This is a genomic window from Bacillus sp. CH_48 (assembly GCF_038008465.1).
Classification (GTDB): Bacteria; Bacillota; Bacilli; order Bacillales; family Bacillaceae_G; genus Bacillus_A; species Bacillus_A thuringiensis_S.
In genome coordinates this window covers 5,581,349-5,598,779 of the sequence record NZ_JBBOZF010000001.1, presented here as the reverse complement: position 1 = coordinate 5,598,779, position 17,431 = coordinate 5,581,349, and the positions used below count along the sequence as shown (strand labels likewise).

Sequence of the window (17,431 nt, the reverse complement as noted above, 5' to 3'; positions counted from 1 at the left end):
TCCTATTATTACGTATGTTACGAGTTAGTTTCAATTGCTTCTAATAATAAATCTACAATGTGAATTCCTCTCATTTTATGAGAAAGCCCTTCTCGCTCAATTCCTAATTTCATTTGTAATAAACAACCTGGATTTGCAGTAACAATGGTTGCTGCGTCTGTTTCATGCACACGGTCCATTTTGTAATCTAGAAATTCCATTGATAACTCTGAATGAACAATATTGTAAATACCAGCAGAGCCACAGCAGCGGTCCGCATCTTTCATTTCACGATATGTTGCACCTTGGATAGCCTCTAGTAACATACGAGGTTCAGAAGCTGTGCGCATAACATTGCGTAAATGACAAGAGTCTTGATACGTAATAATTTGCTGCGTGAGTCGTAAATCAGTTCGCTTATGGAAGTCTAGTTCTACTAGTATAGCAGTAATATCTTTAATCTTAGAAACAAACTGCTTAGCACGTTCAGCCCACTCTGGATCATCCTTTAAAAGATAATCATAGTCTACGAGGTAAGCTCCGCAACCACCTGCATTCGTAATAATATAGTCGATGTTTAAATCTTCGAATGCCTTTATATTTCGCTTTGCTAATTCTTTTGCTCCACTCTTTTCACCAGCATGTCCATGCAATGCACCGCAGCAACTTTGTGTTTTCGGAATAACGATATCACAACCAGCTAATTGAAGAAGTTTCATCGTTGCGTTATTTGTTTCTAAAAACATAGTATCCATTAAGCAGCCTGTGAAGAATGCAACTTGTTTTTTCTTTGTACTTTCTGCAGGTAAAAATGAAGGACGATCTTTCATTGCTTTCATTTTTGGCACTTTTGGCAAAATGAGATCCATCGTTGCAAGTGTTTCAGGGAATAACTTCATAATACCTGTTTTATGTGTTAGTGTTTGTAAACCAGAACGTTGATAAAATCCAATTAGTCCTGTTAATGTTCTCATTCGATTTTGATGGGGGAACAATCCTTCAAAAACGACTTTTCGAACAGCTTTCACTGGCATTGAGAATTTTTTATTTTGATTAATAATATCACGAGCTTCTTCTAATAAATGTCCATAATTTACACCAGATGGACAAACAGGCTCACAAGCACGGCAACCAAGACAAACGTTTAATGTATTTTCAACATCTTCATCTGGTTCGATTAAACCATCAACGATAGCTTTCATTAATGCGATACGTCCGCGCGGTGAATGTGACTCTTTATATCCGGATTGAATGTAGGTAGGACAAGTAGGTAAACAAAAACCGCATCGCATACAGTTTAGTAATTCATCTTCACTTAATCGTTCTTTAAATTCTTTTTGAATATTTTCTTTATTTAATGTGGTCATCGCTCAACCACCACTCTTTTTCGAGTGTCTTTCGCGAACATTTTTCCAGGATTCATAATGTTATTTGGATCGAAAGCTTGCTTTATTCCTTGCATAGCTGCAATACCTTCTTTACCTAATTTCATTTCTAAATATGGAGCTTTCATCGCACCAACACCATGTTCACCAGTAATTGTGCCACCAAGTTCAATTGCTTTCGTAAATATTTCAGCAAAAGCTTGTTCAGCTCGGTGCATTTCTTCTGCATTACGAGCGTCTGTCATACAAGTTGGATGTAAGTTACCGTCACCAGCGTGTCCAAACGTACAAATAGGAATATTATATTTTTTTGCAATGGCATTAATAGCTTCAACCATCGGAGCGATTTGTGAACGTGGTACAGTTGCATCTTCTAATATTGTAGTAGGTTTTAATCGTGCGAGCGCTGATAGTGCACTACGGCGAGCGGTACGAAGTGCATCTGCTTCCGTTTCATCTTTTGCAATGCGAACATCAACTGCATTCATAGAGCGGCAAACGTTAGCCATGTTTTCAATATCTCGATTGACTACTTCGGGCGGGCCGTCTTGTTCGATTAATAAAATTGCTTTTACATCTGTAGGTAAACCGATTTGTGCAAACTCTTCTACTACTTCAATTGTCGGTTGGTCTAAAAATTCCAGAGTTGCTGGAATAATTTTATTTGCAATAATAGAAGAAACAGCACGTGCAGCTTCATTAATATCTTCATAGAGTGCAAGCATTGTTTTCTTTGTTTCGGGCATAGGAACAAGTTTTAATATCGCTTCTGTTACCACGCCAAGTGTTCCTTCAGAGCCGATAAATAAACGAGTTAAATCGTAACCAGCTACATCTTTTGCTAATTTGCCGCCAGTACGAATAATATCACCATTTGGTAAGACAAGTTCAAGCCCCATTACATAATCACGTGTTACGCCATATTTCAAGCCGCGTAACCCACCTGAATTTTCATTAATATTGCCGCCGATTGTAGAAATCTTCATCGAACTTGGATCTGGCGGATAAAATAAACCTTTTTCTTCTACTGCTTTAATAATATCAAGTGTAATGACACCAGCTTGTACAGTAATTGTTAAGTTTTCTTCATCAATTTCTAAAATATTGTTCATATGGCGGAAAATAAGGACGATACCGCCTTCAAGTGGACATGTTCCTGCGCAAAGATTTGTTCCAGACCCACGAACATACACAGGAATTTTGTGAGTGTTACATACCTTTAACACTTCAGCTACTTCATTTGTATTACGTGGGGCAATGACTGCATCAGGCATTGCTTGGAAGTTTGGAGTGGCATCATAACTATAAGTTAAACGCCCCATATTGGATGTATCTACATTATCTTCGCCAACAATAGATACGAATGAATGAATAATTTGCTTTTCTAACATTGGAAATCCCCCTCAAACTGTTAACGTGTTTAGTTATAATAAACAACGTGGTAACAGTGCTTTCATTATAATGATAAAAAAGTAAAGGGATTCTTTCTATGTGTAATCATCTAAAGATTAATCTGTTTTATCGTTCTTTTTTGTATGATTATCTAATAGGAGGAGTGCGAAGTATAAAACGTTTAAGTCTTTGAATTGTTTTGGATCAAGTCCTGTATGCTCTTCAATCTTTTTTAGCCTGTAATGTAATGTGTTAATGTGTATATGTAATTGTTTAGCTGTCTGTTTATAAGATTGGTTATAATCGATAAATAAGCGTAAGGTGTGCATAAGCTCAGGAGATGATAGTAAGTTTTCGATGGTACGCTCTAGAAATTGTTCACGCGTTTCGGCAGAAATATCTTGTAAACACATTTCTAAACGTAAATCTTCATTAAATACAATTTGTTTCGTTTCCAATGATACAGAAAGAGCACGTAATGCTTGTTCGTAAGATATGTTCATATTGTTTGGGGTAACTGTTTGTCCAATCCCGATATATAAAGGAATAGAAAATAAAGCTTCGCATTCTTGTTTTAATCGTTTTAAAAATTGGTATGTTTGCTCGTTGGAGCTCATCGCTGTAAATAAAATAAAACGATCATTTCCCCACCGAACAAATAGATGCTCTTTTGTTAATATATTGCGTATATGTTGCCATATTTTACGCTGGAGCATCGTGTCATTTTTTCCAATAGAAAACAAAATAAGTTGTTTCTTCTTATATAAATCAATGCCAAGTGTTTTGGCGCGATCGAGAAAACTTGGAGACCATTCTGTATTTTGAAGCCAATCAAAGACGAAAGCTTCATAAGAACGGTGCTCAAGTTCTAGTTGCTCTAAAAAGTAGTTTTCATGAATTAATAACTCGGTCATCTTACGCAATATTTCTCCATAGCGTGAAATATTTTCAGGTTCTCCTGTAATTCCAATAACACCAATTACTTCGTCATGAAATAATAAAGGAAGATTCATTCCAGCCTTTACACCTTGCAACTGCCTTTCATCTTCTGTTGTAATGATGACAGTTTTCTTTTGGTTAGCGCAGCGGAGTGCACCTTCATGAAATTGACCAATTCTTTCTGTATCTGTACTTGCAATAATAACGCCTTGTATATTAATAATAATAATATTCTCTGTAATTAGTCTGCGTACTTCTCGTACAATTTTATTCGCTAAATCAGGAAATAGCATAATTGACACACCTCAAATTCTATTTGTTGTACATTATATATGTAAATTGAGTAAGAAAGGAAAATTTCACACTTTCCACACATTTATTTGTTATTTTACAATTATAACGAAATCATCCGAAGATGGAGGGAATCTTTTGAGAAAGTATGTTTTTCTTCTCTGTTTTTTATTTCTATTAGTAGGGTGTCAAGGAAGTTCATATACACCAATTGCTAAAGATAAAAATGTTATTATAACAACGAATATAAAAGAAGGCAGCATTAGTTTTATTGATAAAAAAAATAAAAAGTTAATCACGACATGGGAACTAAATGAGCCAATGGCCGGAATCACACTGCTTCCAAACGGTGAGGAAATCCTTGTATACGGTAAGCAATTAGAATATATGTATGTATATTCATTGGCGGAAGGAAGGCAAGTGGAAAAATATAAAACTGGAAAGGGCATTGTAAATGTGGTCGTATCAGAAGATAAAAAGCAATTATTTGCTGCCGATCAAAATGTTCAAAAGGTAAGGTTCTTTACGATAAATGGGAAAGAGACAGGAAATGTTTCAACAGGAAAAGGTCCTATAACGATGGTAGAGTATCATAATCGGTTATCTGTACTAAACTTTTATGATACGAAACTAACGACAATTGATACGAAGAAAAAAGAAGTTGTTCAATCCTTTATGATTCCGCCAGCATCAACCGGAGCAACGATTAGTCCTGATGGGAAAGAAATATGGATTGGCGGACATGGTGATGGAAATCAAGTAAATGAGAAAGTGTTAGTGTATTCTTTACAGGGGGGAGAAATGGTGCGCTCTTTACACGCTCCATTTATGCCTGTGAATATAACGAAGGATAGTAAGTACGTATATGCACTAAGTCATGGTTCGAACACACTTAGAAAGTTTGATATTAGCACATATAAAGAAATAGCTTCTGTAGAAGTAGGATCGAATCCATTTGCATTTTTGGAGAGCGGAGCAGAAGGATATGTAGCAAGTTATGATAGTGATGAAGTGTGCGTTATGGATATGAAGAATTTGAAAATAAAACAAACAATTAAAGTCGGAAAAGGACCGTTTCAACTCATAGAGAGGGAAGGAAAGGATAATGAATAAATATAGAGTGCTAGTTGTAGATGATGAAAGTGATATGAGGCAGCTTGTTGGAATGTATTTGGACAACTTCGGATATGAGTGGGGAGAAGCTGAAAATGGAAAAGAGGCTCTTAAAAAACTAGAAACAGATCATTATGATTTCGTTGTATTAGATATTATGATGCCAGAAATGGATGGACTTTCAGTTTGTAAAGAAATTAGAAAAACGTCAGATGTGCCGATTATATTTTTAACCGCAAAAGGTGAAGAGTGGAATAGGGTGAACGGCTTACGTATGGGAGCGGATGATTATATTGTAAAACCGTTTAGTCCTGGTGAATTGGTTGCCCGTATGGAAGCTGTGTTAAGAAGATATACAAAGCAAGAACAGCAAGAAGAGATTCAATTTGGACCAATTCTTATCAATGAAAAAAGTAGACGAATAGAGGCGGATGGTGAGCCGATTTCTCTTACAGTAAAAGAGTTTGATTTACTATATTTTCTTTGTCAGCATACAGGACAAGTATTTAGCCGGGAACAATTACTTGAAAAGGTATGGGGATATGATTATGCGGGAAGTACAAGAACAGTAGATACGCACGTGAAAACGATGCGCTTGAAGCTTGGAGAAAGTGGAAACTACATTCAAACTGTTTGGGGTGTAGGCTATAAATTCGAGGTGTAACGTATGTTTACGATGGTACAAAAACTTTGGCTTACAGTAGTGTGTGCAGTATGTGTAACAGTGTCCTTTCTTTATTTCGTATCTTTATACTCATATGAAAAACTATACGTTGATAATTTAAAAGGTTCATTAGTAATGGAAGGGAAAAATCTTGCTGCTCAGTATGATAAGCGCGAAGGAATATCAATTTTTGAAGGGAAAGTAAGATCATTTGATCAAATATCTAGTTCAGACGTTCTTTTCGTGTCTAATCCGCGTGATTTAAGTGCATGTTTACCTTTTGATGTGCATCATCATTCTCTTATAAGTGAAGGAGATAGGCAAACGCTATTAGATGGGAAAACTGTGACAAAGATAGGATATGAAGAACATTTTGAACGTAATATTATGGGGGTTGTCATCCCTGTATTGGAAAATAAAAAATTAGTCGGAATTGTATATTCTTATATTCCTTTAAAAAGTATAAAAGACTTAATATATGATATGGGTCTTATTTTAGCACCACTAGCAATTGCTATGATTTTAATTACGATATGGGTTGGAAGAAAAATTATAATTGCAATTACGAAGCCACTTTCGCAAATGGAGCGGGTTGCAAATCATTTGGCTACGGGAGATTTTTCGGAGCGGATTACAGTTTCTTCAGAGGATGAAATTGGACGATTAGGAAAAGCATTTAATAAAATGGCAAATTCATTAGAAACAGAAGATGTAAAGCGTAAGGAATTTTTAGCAAATGTTTCGCATGAACTTAGAACACCACTTAGTTATATAAAAGGGTATAGCGAGGCTATTTTAGATGGTGTTGCAAAGGGAGCTCAGCAGGAAAAAGTAACCCAGCTAATTCATAAAGAAGCAGGTCGTATGCAGCGTCTCGTTCATGACTTGTTAGACTTAGCACAATTAGAAGGTGAGCACTTTCCGTTAAAGAAGCAACCTATCGTTTTTTCACAGCTGATTGAAGACGTATTAGATACGTATGAGATTAAGTTTATAGAAAAGGAAATTCATATTTCAACCAATTTAAATCCAGAGGTCATTGTCATGATTGATGAGGATCGTATGCAACAAGTGCTTCATAATGTGTTAGATAATGCGATACGATATACAAATCAAAAAGGAAATATCGTTATAACTTTAGAGCAAATCGATGATTACTGTGAATTAAAAATAAAAGATACAGGAATTGGCATTGATATAGAGCATTTAGAAAATCTTGGCGAGCGCTTTTACCGAGTTGATAAAGCGAGAAGTCGTCAACATGGTGGAACAGGTTTAGGCCTTGCTATTGTGAGACAAATTGTTCATATACATGGTGGACAGTGGAAAATTAAAAGTGAAAAAGATAAGGGAACAACGGTTATTATTAAACTGAATGTACAGGATGAGGTGGGCATGTTCTAATTTTTAGGACATGTTCTTTATATTGAAGGGAATATTTATCTCGCTATTTGCCGGGCAGTAAGCCCCCCACCTCAAAATTCAGCGGAAGCAAAGAAGTTAGGTGGGGGATGAAAAAAAACCTACTGATTAAAGTTTCACTTTATACGTAAAAATATAAATTAATATGTAATAAATATCGGAAATTTGACTATTTTATGAACAAAACATTTGTACTTCTTATCAATTCGGTCTAAAATAGTTATGATGCAAAGTTCTTATAAATCGTTTCAATTGTTGTTTGGAAGATACTGAGGTGATTTAACTGGAGTACAAATCTATTAAACCGAAAAAAATTTACGAAGAAGTATCTGAAGCTATTTTAACAATGATTAAAAATGGTACGTTAAAACCTGGTGACAAACTACTCCCTGTGCATCAATTAGCTGAGCAGTTTCAAGTTGGCAGATCTGCTGTTCGTGAAGCGCTAAGTGCGCTAAGAGCGATGGGCTTAATTGAGATGAAACAAGGAGAAGGTACATATGTGAAGAACTTCGATTCTTCTTCATTAACAAAATCATTAAACAATAGATTATTAATGAAGAAAGAAGATATTTTGAATTTATTAGAAGTACGAAAGGTGCTTGAAGTGGGGGCAGTTCGAGTAGCGGCGGCAAAACGTACGGAAGATAATTTACAAAATATGAAACATTGGTTAGATGAAATGGCAAAGAGCATTGGAGATGAAAAGGCTGGCGAAAAAGCTGATTTTCAATTTCATATGGGAATTGCAGAGTCTTCGCATAATAACATTTTGCTTGAACTCATGAATCATGTTTCAGAGATGATTGCTGAAACAATTGGTGAATCAAGACGCATTATTTTATATGGTGAACAAACGACATCAGAACGACTTATAGAAGAGCATCAAGTTATATATGATGCGGTGTTAAAACAAGATGTAGAATTAGCGCAGCAAGCAATGCTAGATCATTTAACAAATGTAGAACATATTGTCACAGGTAAAAACGATATAAATTCGTAATTTAATCTTTTAAAAATTTAATTTTCTGATAAAATAGAGAAAGATTAAGTAAGCGTTTTCTTTAGGAGAGGGAGAGGATAGGCCATGGTTGAGCCTATTTCTTCTCTACTCAGTCATCTGATGACCATATGTTTGTTGGCGAAGTTGTAAAAAGGGGGAGTAATAGTTATGAAAGTTACTTTATTTGTTACTTGTTTAGTCGATATGTTTGAAACAAATGTCGGTAAAGCAACAGTTGAAGTGTTGGAGCGTTTAGGTTGTGAAATTGAATTTCCAGAAGCACAAGTTTGTTGTGGTCAGCCTGCTTATAATAGCGGCCATGTAGAAGCAGCAAAAGAAGCGATGAAACATATGATTGAAACTTTTGAAGATGCAGAATATATTGTTACACCATCTGGCTCGTGTGCGACAATGTTTCATGAGTATCCGCATGTTTTCAAAGATGATCCAAAGTGGGCTAAACGTGCACAAAAAGTTGCTGATAAAACTTATGAATTTACACAGTTTATTGTAGATGTTTTAAAAGTTACAGATGTTGGTGCAAGTTTATCAGGGATAGCTACTATTCATAAATCATGTCATATGACACGTATGCTCGGAGTAAAAGAAGCACCAGGGATTTTATTATCAAATGTAAAAGGATTAACTGTGAGAGATTTGCCAAACGTGCAAAATTGTTGTGGGTTTGGGGGAACGTTTTCAGTTAAGATGACTCCAATCTCTGAGCAAATGGTAGATGAAAAAGTAGATAGTGTAATGGAAACAGGTGCAGATTATTTAATCGGTGCAGATTGTGGGTGTTTGTTAAACATTGGCGGACGTATTGAGCGTTTAGGAAAAGAAGTAAAAGTAATGCATATTGCTGAGGTACTGAATAGTCGCTCATGAAGGGGGAACATAAGCTATGTCTATGAAAATCAGTGAGAAAAAATTTAATGATCGCGTTGGTGATGGAATTCAAGATTCGTTTATGCGCGGAGCAGTATCTTCGGCACAAACGCGCTTATATACGAATCGCTTAAAAGCCGCAGATGAATTAGGAAACTGGGAAGAGTGGCGTGAACTAGGTGAACAAATCCGTCAACATACGTTAGAAAATCTTGATTATTACTTAATGCAGTTAAGTGAAAATGTATCAAAAAGAGGCGGACACGTGTACTTTGCGAAGACGAAAGAGGAAGCAGCAAAGTATATTCAAGACGTCGCCAAAAAGAAACAAGCGAAAAAAGTAGTAAAATCAAAGTCGATGGTAACAGAAGAAATCAGTATGAACCATGCGCTTGAAGAGATTGGCTGTGAAGTGTTAGAGAGTGATTTAGGAGAGTATATCTTGCAAGTAGATAACGATCCACCTTCACATATTATTGCACCTGCACTTCATAAAAATAGAACGCAAATTCGCGATGTATTTAAAGAAAAGCTAGGCTATGAAAATTCTGATGACCCGTATGAAATGACAAAGTTTGTTCGTAAACAACTTCGTGAGAAATTTATGGATGCAGAAATTGGTGTAACTGGTTGTAACTTTGCTGTTGCAAATACGGGCTCCCTTTGTTTAGTAACGAATGAAGGTAATGCAGATCTTGTTATGTCAATTCCGAAAACACAAATTGCAGTAATGGGTATGGAACGTATGGTTCCGACAATGGAAGAATTAGATGTTTTAGTTGGTTTACTATGTCGTAGTGCAGTAGGTCAAAAATTAACAAGTTATGTAACAGTAGCAGGACCAATTCAAGAAGAGGAAGTTGATGGACCTGAAGAATTCCATTTAGTTGTTGTTGATAATGGTCGCTCTCAAATTCTTGGATCTGAATTCCGTTCAGTATTACAATGTATTCGTTGCGCTGCTTGTGTTAACGTATGTCCTGTATATCGTCACGTTGGTGGACATTCATATGGATCGATTTATTCAGGACCAATCGGCGCGGTATTAACACCGCTTCTAGGTGGATATGATGATTATAAAGAGCTTCCTTATGCATCTAGTTTATGCGGAGCATGTACAGAAGCTTGTCCAGTAAAAATTCCATTGCATGATTTATTATTAAAACATCGTCAAGTCATCGTTGAGCAAGAAGGTCGTGCACCACTTGCAGAAAAACTAGCGATGAAAATGTTTAGTATGGGTGCTTCTTCAGCTGCTTTATATAAAATGGGTTCAAAAATGGCACCAGCGGCAATGAGTCCATTTACATCTGGTAATCGTGTATCAAAAGGTGTTGGGCCACTTAAAAACTGGACGGATATTCGTGAATTCCCAGCTCCAAGTAAAGAACGATTCCGTGATTGGTATAAAGATCATAAGAAAGGCGGGGATAAATAATGACAGGATTAATTCAAAACCGTGATGCCTTTCTAGATAACATTGCAAAAGAACTTGGGCGCGCGCGTAAAACAGAAGGTGTAGAGCGTCCAGTATGGAAAAGTAATGTGAATATAGAAACGTTAAAAGATTATTCACAAGAAGAATTACTAGAAGTGTTTAAAAATCAATGTACAAACATTCATACAACTGTAGTAGAAACGACAAATGAACGTTTACGTGAAGACCTTCAACAAGTAATCATGGAAAACGGCGGAGGACCTATTTTATTATCAGCGGATGAGCGTTTTGATGCATATGGTTTAACATCTTTATTTAAAGAAGAACTTCCAAAGCGAGACGTTGAAGTAAACGTATGGGATCCAGAGAGAAAAGACGGAAATATGCGTTTAGCTGAAAAAGCGAATATTGGTATTGCATTTAGTGATTATACATTAGCTGAATCTGGTACAATTGTTGTACAAAGTCATAAAGGACAAGGACGTTCTTTACATTTTTTACCGACTGTATATTTAGCTATTATTCCACGTGAAACACTTGTGCCTCGTATTACACAAGCAGTTCAGGATATGAACTCACGTGTAGAAGATGGCGAGACAGCGGCATCTTGTATTAACTTTATTACAGGACCAAGTAACTCGGCTGACATTGAGATGAATCTTGTTGTCGGAGTACATGGACCATTAAAAGCAATATATTTCATCGTATAAAAGAGGGGAAAGCAGGCCAGAAAATGGCCTGCTTTTTTAGTAGAATAATGGATAATATGAAGTAGAAGTTCTCTCCTTTTTTTGCTATGTTTTTTGGGAAAGGAGAGGAAGGGATGTTCACTTATTTATATGCACTGTTAGCAGGGATGGTGTTTGGTTCATTTTTTATGTTAGTTGCGATGAGGGTTCCATTAGGGGAGTCTATCATTACCCCGCGTTCACATTGTCATTATTGTAAATATGTGCTAAGGCCAAAAGAACTAATCCCCATCATTTCATTTTATATACAAAGAGGCTGTTGTACGAATTGTAAGAGGCAAATTCCGATTATGTATGTAGCATTTGAATGTATAACAGGAAGTATATTTCTTCTTACCGTGTATATGATTGGAATAGAACGAGAGCTTATTATCATTTTATCCCTTTTTTCGCTACTTCTTATTATTTCACTTACAGATTACTTATATATGTTAATTCCTGATTGTATTTTAATTTCATTTGCCGTTTTACTCATTCTCGAAAGTGTTTTTGTACAATTAGTTACTTGGACAGATAGTATAGTTGGTAGTGGTGTTATATTCATTTTGTTATATTGCATGCAAAAGATGTATCCAGAAGGGCTTGGCGGTGGAGATATAAAACTACTTTCGTTGCTTGGGTTTATAGTAGGAGTGAAGGGAGTTTTTATCATTTTATTTTTAGCATCTTGTTTTAGTCTTTGTTTTTTCGGGATTGGGATCGTATTAAAGCGTATAGAAGTACGAAAGCCCATTCCATTTGGTCCTTTTATTAGCCTTGGGGCAATATGTTATGTATTGGTCGCATATTCAAAGTAGAGAGGGAATAGAAAATGAACGTATATATGGATGATCAAAGAAGTTGTCCGTTCGGGTATGTGCCGGCAACTACAGTAGAATGTACCTTACAAATGGTTCGGGATTATGGTGTGAATATTCTTTCCCTTGATTTTAATATGGGATGGGGAGAAAAAAGTGGACTAGATTTTGTAGAAGCCTTTTGTACAGAAGGGTTATATGTAAATGAAATTCACCTTCATACGAATGATATCATCGGTATGCATAAGATGAAACAAAGATTGGATAAGGGAAAGGAAGAAGGAGAAATTAATCCTCACCTTGTTGTTAAATATGTGGGAAGCTAAAAACTCCAAAGTAAAACTTTGGAGTTTTTAATGTTTCATATGTGCTTGTAAAGGAATAATCTCTTCTTGTTGAGCTGCTGCGATTTCAGTTTCTTCCTGTTGAACGTCAGGTGTTTTCTTAGTTAAGTAGTGGTATACCATACCGACAAATACTGATCCGCCAATAATGTTACCGATTGTAACAGGAATTAAGTTATGAATAGCACCTGAAAAAGAAATTGTCTCAGGATGCGGTGAAACTAAAGATAAAGCAAAGAGTGATAAGTTTGCAATACTATGTTCGTAACCAGATAAGAAGAATGTGAAAACAAGTAGCATCATGACCATTATTTTTGCTGTGTCACCTTTGACCTGAGAAGGTAAGAAGCAAGCAAGACATACGAGCCAGTTACATAAAATGGCTTTAAAGAATAACTGCATTGTAGGTGTGTTCATCTTTCCTTCAACGACTTTACTCATTAAGTGACCGTGATCAATTGCTTCAAAAATTCCAGTTGCGTAAAATAGTAAGGCAAAGAATAACGCGCCACCTAAGTTACCTGCGTAACAAGCAACCCAGTTACGCAGTGTATCAGAAATCGTTGTTTCCTTTCTTAAAGTTGCTACAGTAAAGTACATTGTGTTTCCAGTAAACAATTCAGCACCACCATATATAATAAGTACGAGAGCAATCCCGAAAAACATAGAAGCAGCTAAATAAGTTGCTGGTGAATCTGCAATGTGAAAAAAATTACCTAATTTAAAACATAGTACAATAATAAAACCGATATAAATACCCGCAAGTGCAGCACGAATGAAATATTGCATTGGGTTTATATCTAGCATTTTCTTTTTGCTTTTAGCCAGTTTGACAACATAATCTAGTCCTTGTTCTAGCATGAGTAATACGCTCCTTTAGTAAATCTTCTATAAATACTCCTTATATGAATAAAGTACATGGAATTGTTCTCACTTTCAATAAGTTTGTGCAATGTTTCACAAAAAGGACATACATATATTGAGAAAGCGTTTGCAAAAGATAGTATAATGGAATTTTTTCTGGATATTGAGAGGAAGAAAGCAAAAAGAAAAAGCGCTGTAATTACAGCGCTTTTTCGTCTAAATTCTTTTCTACTTTTACTTCTACTTCTTTTGAGAAGAACCAACCACCAACTGCGATTCCGACTAATACAATCCAGAATGTAAGCTTCCACGGAGTGGATTCTGGGAATGAATGTGGAATTACATTTAATGCAGGGTGTGCTAATGTATAAACTGCTAGCTTTACACCAACCCAACCTACAATTAAGAATGCTGCAGTTTCAAGTCCTGGTTTACGTTTTAAGATTTGTACGAAAGCAGTTGCTGCAAATCGCATAATGATTAATCCGATAAGTCCACCCACAAAGATAACAACGAATTGCCCAGTATCAAGACTACCAATTGTACCTAATCCTGTTTTTGGTAAAGTCATTGCTAGTGCAACAGCAGCTAAAATTGAATCAACTGCGAAGGCGATATCAGCAACCTCAACTTTAAATACAGTCCACCAAAAGTTCTCTTGTTTTTTCTTTGCTTCTTTTTCTTCAGTTTCTTCATCCGTATTCTTTTTAACATACGTTTTAAATAAGTGATTACCAGCGATAAACATAAGGTAGATGGCACCGATTGCTTGCACTTGCCATACATCGACTAAGAACGAAATCATAAATAACGATCCGAATCGGAAAACAAATGCCCCCGCTAATCCATAAAATAGTGCTTTCTTTCGTTTTTCTTCTGGTAAATGTTTTACCATAATTGCAAGAACAAGAGCGTTATCAGCCGCTAAAATTCCTTCAAGTGCAATTAGGATGAGTAATACCCAACCATACTCCAATAATAATGATACATCCATGTACATTCTCCTCTCATTTCTATAAGTTCTAAATAAGTGAAGAATTTCCCCACTATTTAGTTTCCCCATACTCCTGCCTATTAACTTTGGAAGAATCTGGAAATGAATACAAAAAAGACCTCTGCCGTTAATAGGCAAAGGTCTTGCTAGACATATGTAATGAAAATGCCAACAAAGCCGGAAGAACTAAGTTCTACGTAATGACGACTTTGTTTCCAAGAAATTTTCTTGGACGCTACTCCCCTTTGGAGATATGCTATTGTATTCTCATTATATGGATAATTTCTACGGTTGTCAACCTGTTAAAATATCTTCATTCGGATATTTTATTTTCCGGTTCTTTTTACGAGCAAATGAAAAAGCCAATGTTAAAGGACCCATTTTCCCAAAAAACATCATAAAGATAATAATAGCTTTTCCGATTATAGTTAAGTGGGGTGTTAAGTTCATACTGAGGCCAACAGTCCCAAATGCTGAAAATACTTCGAAAGCACTCATCAATAGAGGAACTCGCTCAGTAATACTCAAAATTAAAATAGCAAAAAAGATAAATGAAATGGAAATAATAGTAATAGTTAATGATTTGACAATGAGAGTATCTTTAATGGACTTTTTAAATACGACAATATCCTCTTGTTCTTGTAGAAATTTAAATACGCCAAAAAATATGATTAAAAATGTTGTTAACTTAATCCCACCACCCGTTGAAGCGCTACCAGCACCAATAAACATAAGGAGCATCATTAATAGGAGGGAAGGTTTTGACAATGTAGAAATATCAACTGTATTAAACCCGGCAGTTCGCGTTGAAATTGCTTGAAAATAAGAGGCTATTCCTTCTTCAAATGGGGTAAAACCTCTCATAGAAAGGGAGTTATGGAACTCGAATATAAAAATAAAAAGGGTAGCAATAATGTTGACGATTAGAGTAGAAGAAAGCATAAGTTTTGAATGTAGTGTAAGGTTTTTAAAGTTTTTCTTTCTTTTTATGTCTACGATTACTGTAAAACCTATTCCACCTAAAATGATGAGAGAGGAAATGACGAAATTGACAAGAATGCTATGAGAATGGGACATTAAATTATCGCTCCACACAGAAAAACCAGCATTGTTAAAGGCTGAGATTGAATGGAAAAAACTATAATAGATCCCTTTGGTAACCCCATATTTTGGTACCCACTCAAAAGAAAGAATTAAAGTAGCGATACATTCGACTGTAAAAGAGAATAAAAATAACGATTTGGCAAGACGGATGACGCCGCCGATATTCGTTTGATTTAATGCTTGTTGTAATAAAATACGGTTTTGAAGACCGATTTTTCTTCCGAGCATAATCGCAATTAAGACAGCAAAGCTCATAATGCCAAGCCCGCCAACTTGTATAAGCGCTAAAATGACACATTGTCCAAATAAAGTAAACATTTTTCCGGTATCTACAACACCAAGCCCAGTAACAGTACAAGCGGAAACGGTTGTAAATAAGGCATCGAGCCATGAAATGGACGTTGTCGTAGCGATGGGCAGTTTTAATAAGCATGTGCCGACAACTGATAATAGAAGAAAAGATAAAGTAAGAACGCGGGGAGGGCTCATGCTAATATTAATCCGTTTCATTTCACATATCGCTCCTTTCATTTTGCTTTGATTAGTATGTGAAAAAGCACTATTATGTATGTTGAAAATAGAAAGAGGCAGAGAATATCTGCCTCTAAGCCATATGTTATATTATTATCCACGTAATTGTTGTTGTGCTAAAGCAACAAGACGTTTTGTTACTTCACCGCCAACTGAACCGTTAGAACGAGATGCTGTATTAGACCCTAAGCTTACACCAAATTCTTGTGCAATCTCATATTTAAATTGTTCAAGCGCTTGCTCTGCACCTGGAACTAATAATTTGTTTGTTTTTACCATGTTGATACACATCCTTATGAGTAGTCCAGTTCAGCTAAGTTCTTATCTAAACTGGTAACGTTATTTTATGTGGAAATGACGTAGTCATACGCGGAAGTAATCGGTGCGATTAGAAGTTCTTGGATAGAAAAAAGAGTAGCAAATTTGCTACTCTTTTTTTAGTATTGTCGCTGTTCCTTCCACGACAATATCATCTGATTGATTATATATGTTTGTTTGCAACGTAATGATTTTTTTATCGTCACGCTTCTTAATAACCTCTGCCACAACACGAAGTGTATCACCGATTTTGACAGGGGCACGGAATGAAACATTTTGGGATAAATAAATCGTATTTTTGCCTGGGAGTTTCGTTCCAAGGATGGTAGAAATAAAACTCGAAACGAGCATACCGTGAGCAATACGTTCTTTAAACATTGTTGTTTTTGCAAAAGAATCTAAAATATGAATAGGATTCACATCTCCAGTCAATTTTGCAAAATTGATAACATCTTCATCCGTAATTGTTTTTGTAAGGGATGCTTGATCACCGACTTGAATCTCATCATAACGAAGCTCCGGAACAGTTTGTGCTTCTTGAAATGGATTCATTTTGTCCTCCTTCTTTTCCATATCGAAAAATGCTAGCCATCTTGATGTAGTAGGAGGAAGAAAGAGTTTTGTTTGTGCTGCAGTTAGCTCCCACATTTTTCTTACTTGATGGAAGTAAATAGATTTTTTGAATTTTCCTCGAACTTTTTTGCGAGTTCCAACTGTTTTGACTTGAACTCTTCCAAAAAACCCTCTAACTGTTTTTGAGCCTCTTCACGTTGTAATTGTTGTTGCTCAATAAATTGTTTTGTTGTTTCTTCAAATTGACCGCTTGTTTGTGTAAGGATTGACAAAGATGTTTTTGTAGGAGAAACAGTAAGTTGCTGCATATGAGCAGAAAGTTCCTTCCACTTGTCTTGCCACTCGTTAATTTGATCATTTAAGGAGTTTCCAGTTAATTGTTTCACGTAATCTGTATATTGGTTATTGAACTGAGCAGTGAGTTGTTGTAGTTCTTTTTCTAGTTCATCTACTCCTGATGTTAATTTATGCAAAGCGTCTTGTTGTTGTTTTAATGTTTCTAAAGTAAGTTGCTCTAATTGTTTCCCAGCTGAAGAGAAAAGGGAAAGTGATTGAGACCAGTTTTTCCAAAATGCATCGACTAATTCGTATGGTTTAGTTTCCATTGTTTGACCCCCAAATGTTTTTTTGCATATTGTGAACG

At 35.9% G+C, this 17,431-nt stretch carries 18 protein-coding genes and 1 riboswitch; of the genes, 9 read left to right on the top strand and 9 right to left on the bottom strand.

All coding sequences use genetic code 11. The features are described from left to right. Window positions 1-17 precede the first annotated feature (17 nt). From N2V92_RS28330 to N2V92_RS28320, 3 genes are all read right to left on the bottom strand, one after another. Complete coding sequence (locus N2V92_RS28330; RefSeq protein WP_000209615.1) at window positions 18-1,346, bottom strand: (Fe-S)-binding protein; 1,329 nt, start codon at window positions 1,344-1,346, stop codon at window positions 18-20. Further along, on the bottom strand, window positions 1,343-2,755 hold the full coding sequence (gene glcD / locus N2V92_RS28325; protein WP_000890758.1) for a glycolate oxidase subunit GlcD: 1,413 nt from the start codon (window positions 2,753-2,755) through the stop codon (window positions 1,343-1,345). The genes N2V92_RS28330 and glcD overlap by 4 nt, the downstream gene beginning before the upstream one ends. A 117-nt stretch (window positions 2,756-2,872) precedes the next feature. After that, window positions 2,873-3,997: a CdaR family transcriptional regulator gene (locus N2V92_RS28320; protein WP_074789367.1), complete on the bottom strand. Its 1,125-nt coding sequence runs from the start codon at window positions 3,995-3,997 to the stop codon at window positions 2,873-2,875. Window positions 3,998-4,124: 127 nt separating this feature from the next. Between N2V92_RS28320 and N2V92_RS28315 the strand changes: the two genes are divergently transcribed. From N2V92_RS28315 to N2V92_RS28275, 9 genes are all read left to right on the top strand, one after another. After that, window positions 4,125-5,099 (top strand): YncE family protein, encoded by a 975-nt coding sequence (locus N2V92_RS28315; protein ID WP_001234158.1) that lies wholly within the window; start codon window positions 4,125-4,127, stop codon window positions 5,097-5,099. Continuing rightward, window positions 5,092-5,763, top strand: coding sequence for a response regulator transcription factor (locus N2V92_RS28310; protein ID WP_001046396.1), 672 nt, complete (start codon window positions 5,092-5,094; stop codon window positions 5,761-5,763). The genes N2V92_RS28315 and N2V92_RS28310 overlap by 8 nt, the downstream gene beginning before the upstream one ends. Window positions 5,764-5,766: 3 nt before the next feature. Then, complete coding sequence (locus tag N2V92_RS28305) at window positions 5,767-7,167, top strand: sensor histidine kinase (RefSeq protein WP_016077953.1); 1,401 nt, start codon at window positions 5,767-5,769, stop codon at window positions 7,165-7,167. Window positions 7,168-7,498: 331 nt separating this feature from the next. After that, complete coding sequence (locus N2V92_RS28300) at window positions 7,499-8,188, top strand: FadR/GntR family transcriptional regulator (RefSeq protein ID WP_254904515.1); 690 nt, start codon at window positions 7,499-7,501, stop codon at window positions 8,186-8,188. Between the two features lie 168 nt (window positions 8,189-8,356). Further along, window positions 8,357-9,076, top strand: a complete 720-nt coding sequence (locus tag N2V92_RS28295; protein ID WP_000869152.1) for a (Fe-S)-binding protein — start codon at window positions 8,357-8,359, stop codon at window positions 9,074-9,076. Between the two features lie 16 nt (window positions 9,077-9,092). After that, window positions 9,093-10,514, top strand: a complete 1,422-nt coding sequence (locus N2V92_RS28290; RefSeq protein ID WP_000061930.1) for a LutB/LldF family L-lactate oxidation iron-sulfur protein — start codon at window positions 9,093-9,095, stop codon at window positions 10,512-10,514. After that, on the top strand, window positions 10,514-11,224 hold the full coding sequence (locus N2V92_RS28285; RefSeq protein WP_000147194.1) for a LutC/YkgG family protein: 711 nt from the start codon (window positions 10,514-10,516) through the stop codon (window positions 11,222-11,224). The genes N2V92_RS28290 and N2V92_RS28285 overlap by 1 nt, the downstream gene beginning before the upstream one ends. Before the next feature lie 113 nt (window positions 11,225-11,337). Continuing rightward, on the top strand, window positions 11,338-12,060 hold the full coding sequence (locus N2V92_RS28280; protein ID WP_016077952.1) for a prepilin peptidase: 723 nt from the start codon (window positions 11,338-11,340) through the stop codon (window positions 12,058-12,060). A gap of 14 nt (window positions 12,061-12,074) precedes the next feature. Beyond that, window positions 12,075-12,386 carry a cyclic-phosphate processing receiver domain-containing protein gene (locus tag N2V92_RS28275; RefSeq protein ID WP_001103766.1) on the top strand — a complete coding sequence of 104 codons (312 nt, stop codon included), beginning with the start codon at window positions 12,075-12,077 and terminating at the stop codon, window positions 12,384-12,386. A gap of 27 nt (window positions 12,387-12,413) precedes the next feature. On the opposite strand, the gene N2V92_RS28270 is transcribed toward N2V92_RS28275, so the two are convergent. From N2V92_RS28270 to phaP, 6 genes are all read right to left on the bottom strand, one after another. Then, window positions 12,414-13,265, bottom strand: coding sequence for a formate/nitrite transporter family protein (locus N2V92_RS28270; protein WP_016077951.1), 852 nt, complete (start codon window positions 13,263-13,265; stop codon window positions 12,414-12,416). A 202-nt stretch (window positions 13,266-13,467) separates the two neighbouring features. After that, on the bottom strand, window positions 13,468-14,262 hold the full coding sequence (locus tag N2V92_RS28265) for a TerC family protein (RefSeq protein ID WP_000383326.1): 795 nt from the start codon (window positions 14,260-14,262) through the stop codon (window positions 13,468-13,470). Between the two features lie 82 nt (window positions 14,263-14,344). After that, window positions 14,345-14,518, bottom strand: a riboswitch (yybP-ykoY riboswitch). 38 nt (window positions 14,519-14,556) lie between these two features. Further along, window positions 14,557-15,876 carry a TrkH family potassium uptake protein gene (locus N2V92_RS28260; RefSeq protein ID WP_000822358.1) on the bottom strand — a complete coding sequence of 440 codons (1,320 nt, stop codon included), beginning with the start codon at window positions 15,874-15,876 and terminating at the stop codon, window positions 14,557-14,559. A gap of 114 nt (window positions 15,877-15,990) precedes the next feature. Continuing rightward, window positions 15,991-16,176: an alpha/beta-type small acid-soluble spore protein gene (locus tag N2V92_RS28255; RefSeq protein WP_000241212.1), complete on the bottom strand. Its 186-nt coding sequence runs from the start codon at window positions 16,174-16,176 to the stop codon at window positions 15,991-15,993. A gap of 147 nt (window positions 16,177-16,323) precedes the next feature. Next, the gene (locus tag N2V92_RS28250; RefSeq protein ID WP_001067916.1) at window positions 16,324-16,767 is read right to left on the bottom strand and encodes a MaoC family dehydratase; all 444 of its coding nucleotides are present in this window, start codon (window positions 16,765-16,767) and stop codon (window positions 16,324-16,326) included. 101 nt (window positions 16,768-16,868) lie between these two features. Continuing rightward, window positions 16,869-17,393: a polyhydroxyalkanoic acid inclusion protein PhaP gene (gene phaP / locus N2V92_RS28245; protein ID WP_000448596.1), complete on the bottom strand. Its 525-nt coding sequence runs from the start codon at window positions 17,391-17,393 to the stop codon at window positions 16,869-16,871. Between the last annotated feature and the right edge of the window lie 38 nt (window positions 17,394-17,431).

Coding starts and splice junctions, on each gene's coding strand:
- N2V92_RS28305 (WP_016077953.1), top strand. CDS start 5,767: ATGTTTACGATGGTACAAAAACTTTGGCTTACAGTAGTGTGTGCAGTA.
- phaP (WP_000448596.1), bottom strand. CDS start 17,393: ATGGAAACTAAACCATACGAATTAGTCGATGCATTTTGGAAAAACTGG.
- N2V92_RS28265 (WP_000383326.1), bottom strand. CDS start 14,262: ATGGATGTATCATTATTATTGGAGTATGGTTGGGTATTACTCATCCTA.
- N2V92_RS28295 (WP_000869152.1), top strand. CDS start 8,357: ATGAAAGTTACTTTATTTGTTACTTGTTTAGTCGATATGTTTGAAACA.
- N2V92_RS28255 (WP_000241212.1), bottom strand. CDS start 16,176: ATGGTAAAAACAAACAAATTATTAGTTCCAGGTGCAGAGCAAGCGCTT.
- N2V92_RS28260 (WP_000822358.1), bottom strand. CDS start 15,876: ATGAAACGGATTAATATTAGCATGAGCCCTCCCCGCGTTCTTACTTTA.
- N2V92_RS28285 (WP_000147194.1), top strand. CDS start 10,514: ATGACAGGATTAATTCAAAACCGTGATGCCTTTCTAGATAACATTGCA.
- glcD (WP_000890758.1), bottom strand. CDS start 2,755: ATGTTAGAAAAGCAAATTATTCATTCATTCGTATCTATTGTTGGCGAA.
- N2V92_RS28270 (WP_016077951.1), bottom strand. CDS start 13,265: ATGCTAGAACAAGGACTAGATTATGTTGTCAAACTGGCTAAAAGCAAA.
- N2V92_RS28290 (WP_000061930.1), top strand. CDS start 9,093: ATGTCTATGAAAATCAGTGAGAAAAAATTTAATGATCGCGTTGGTGAT.
- N2V92_RS28250 (WP_001067916.1), bottom strand. CDS start 16,767: ATGAATCCATTTCAAGAAGCACAAACTGTTCCGGAGCTTCGTTATGAT.
- N2V92_RS28310 (WP_001046396.1), top strand. CDS start 5,092: ATGAATAAATATAGAGTGCTAGTTGTAGATGATGAAAGTGATATGAGG.
- N2V92_RS28275 (WP_001103766.1), top strand. CDS start 12,075: ATGAACGTATATATGGATGATCAAAGAAGTTGTCCGTTCGGGTATGTG.
- N2V92_RS28330 (WP_000209615.1), bottom strand. CDS start 1,346: ATGACCACATTAAATAAAGAAAATATTCAAAAAGAATTTAAAGAACGA.
- N2V92_RS28280 (WP_016077952.1), top strand. CDS start 11,338: ATGTTCACTTATTTATATGCACTGTTAGCAGGGATGGTGTTTGGTTCA.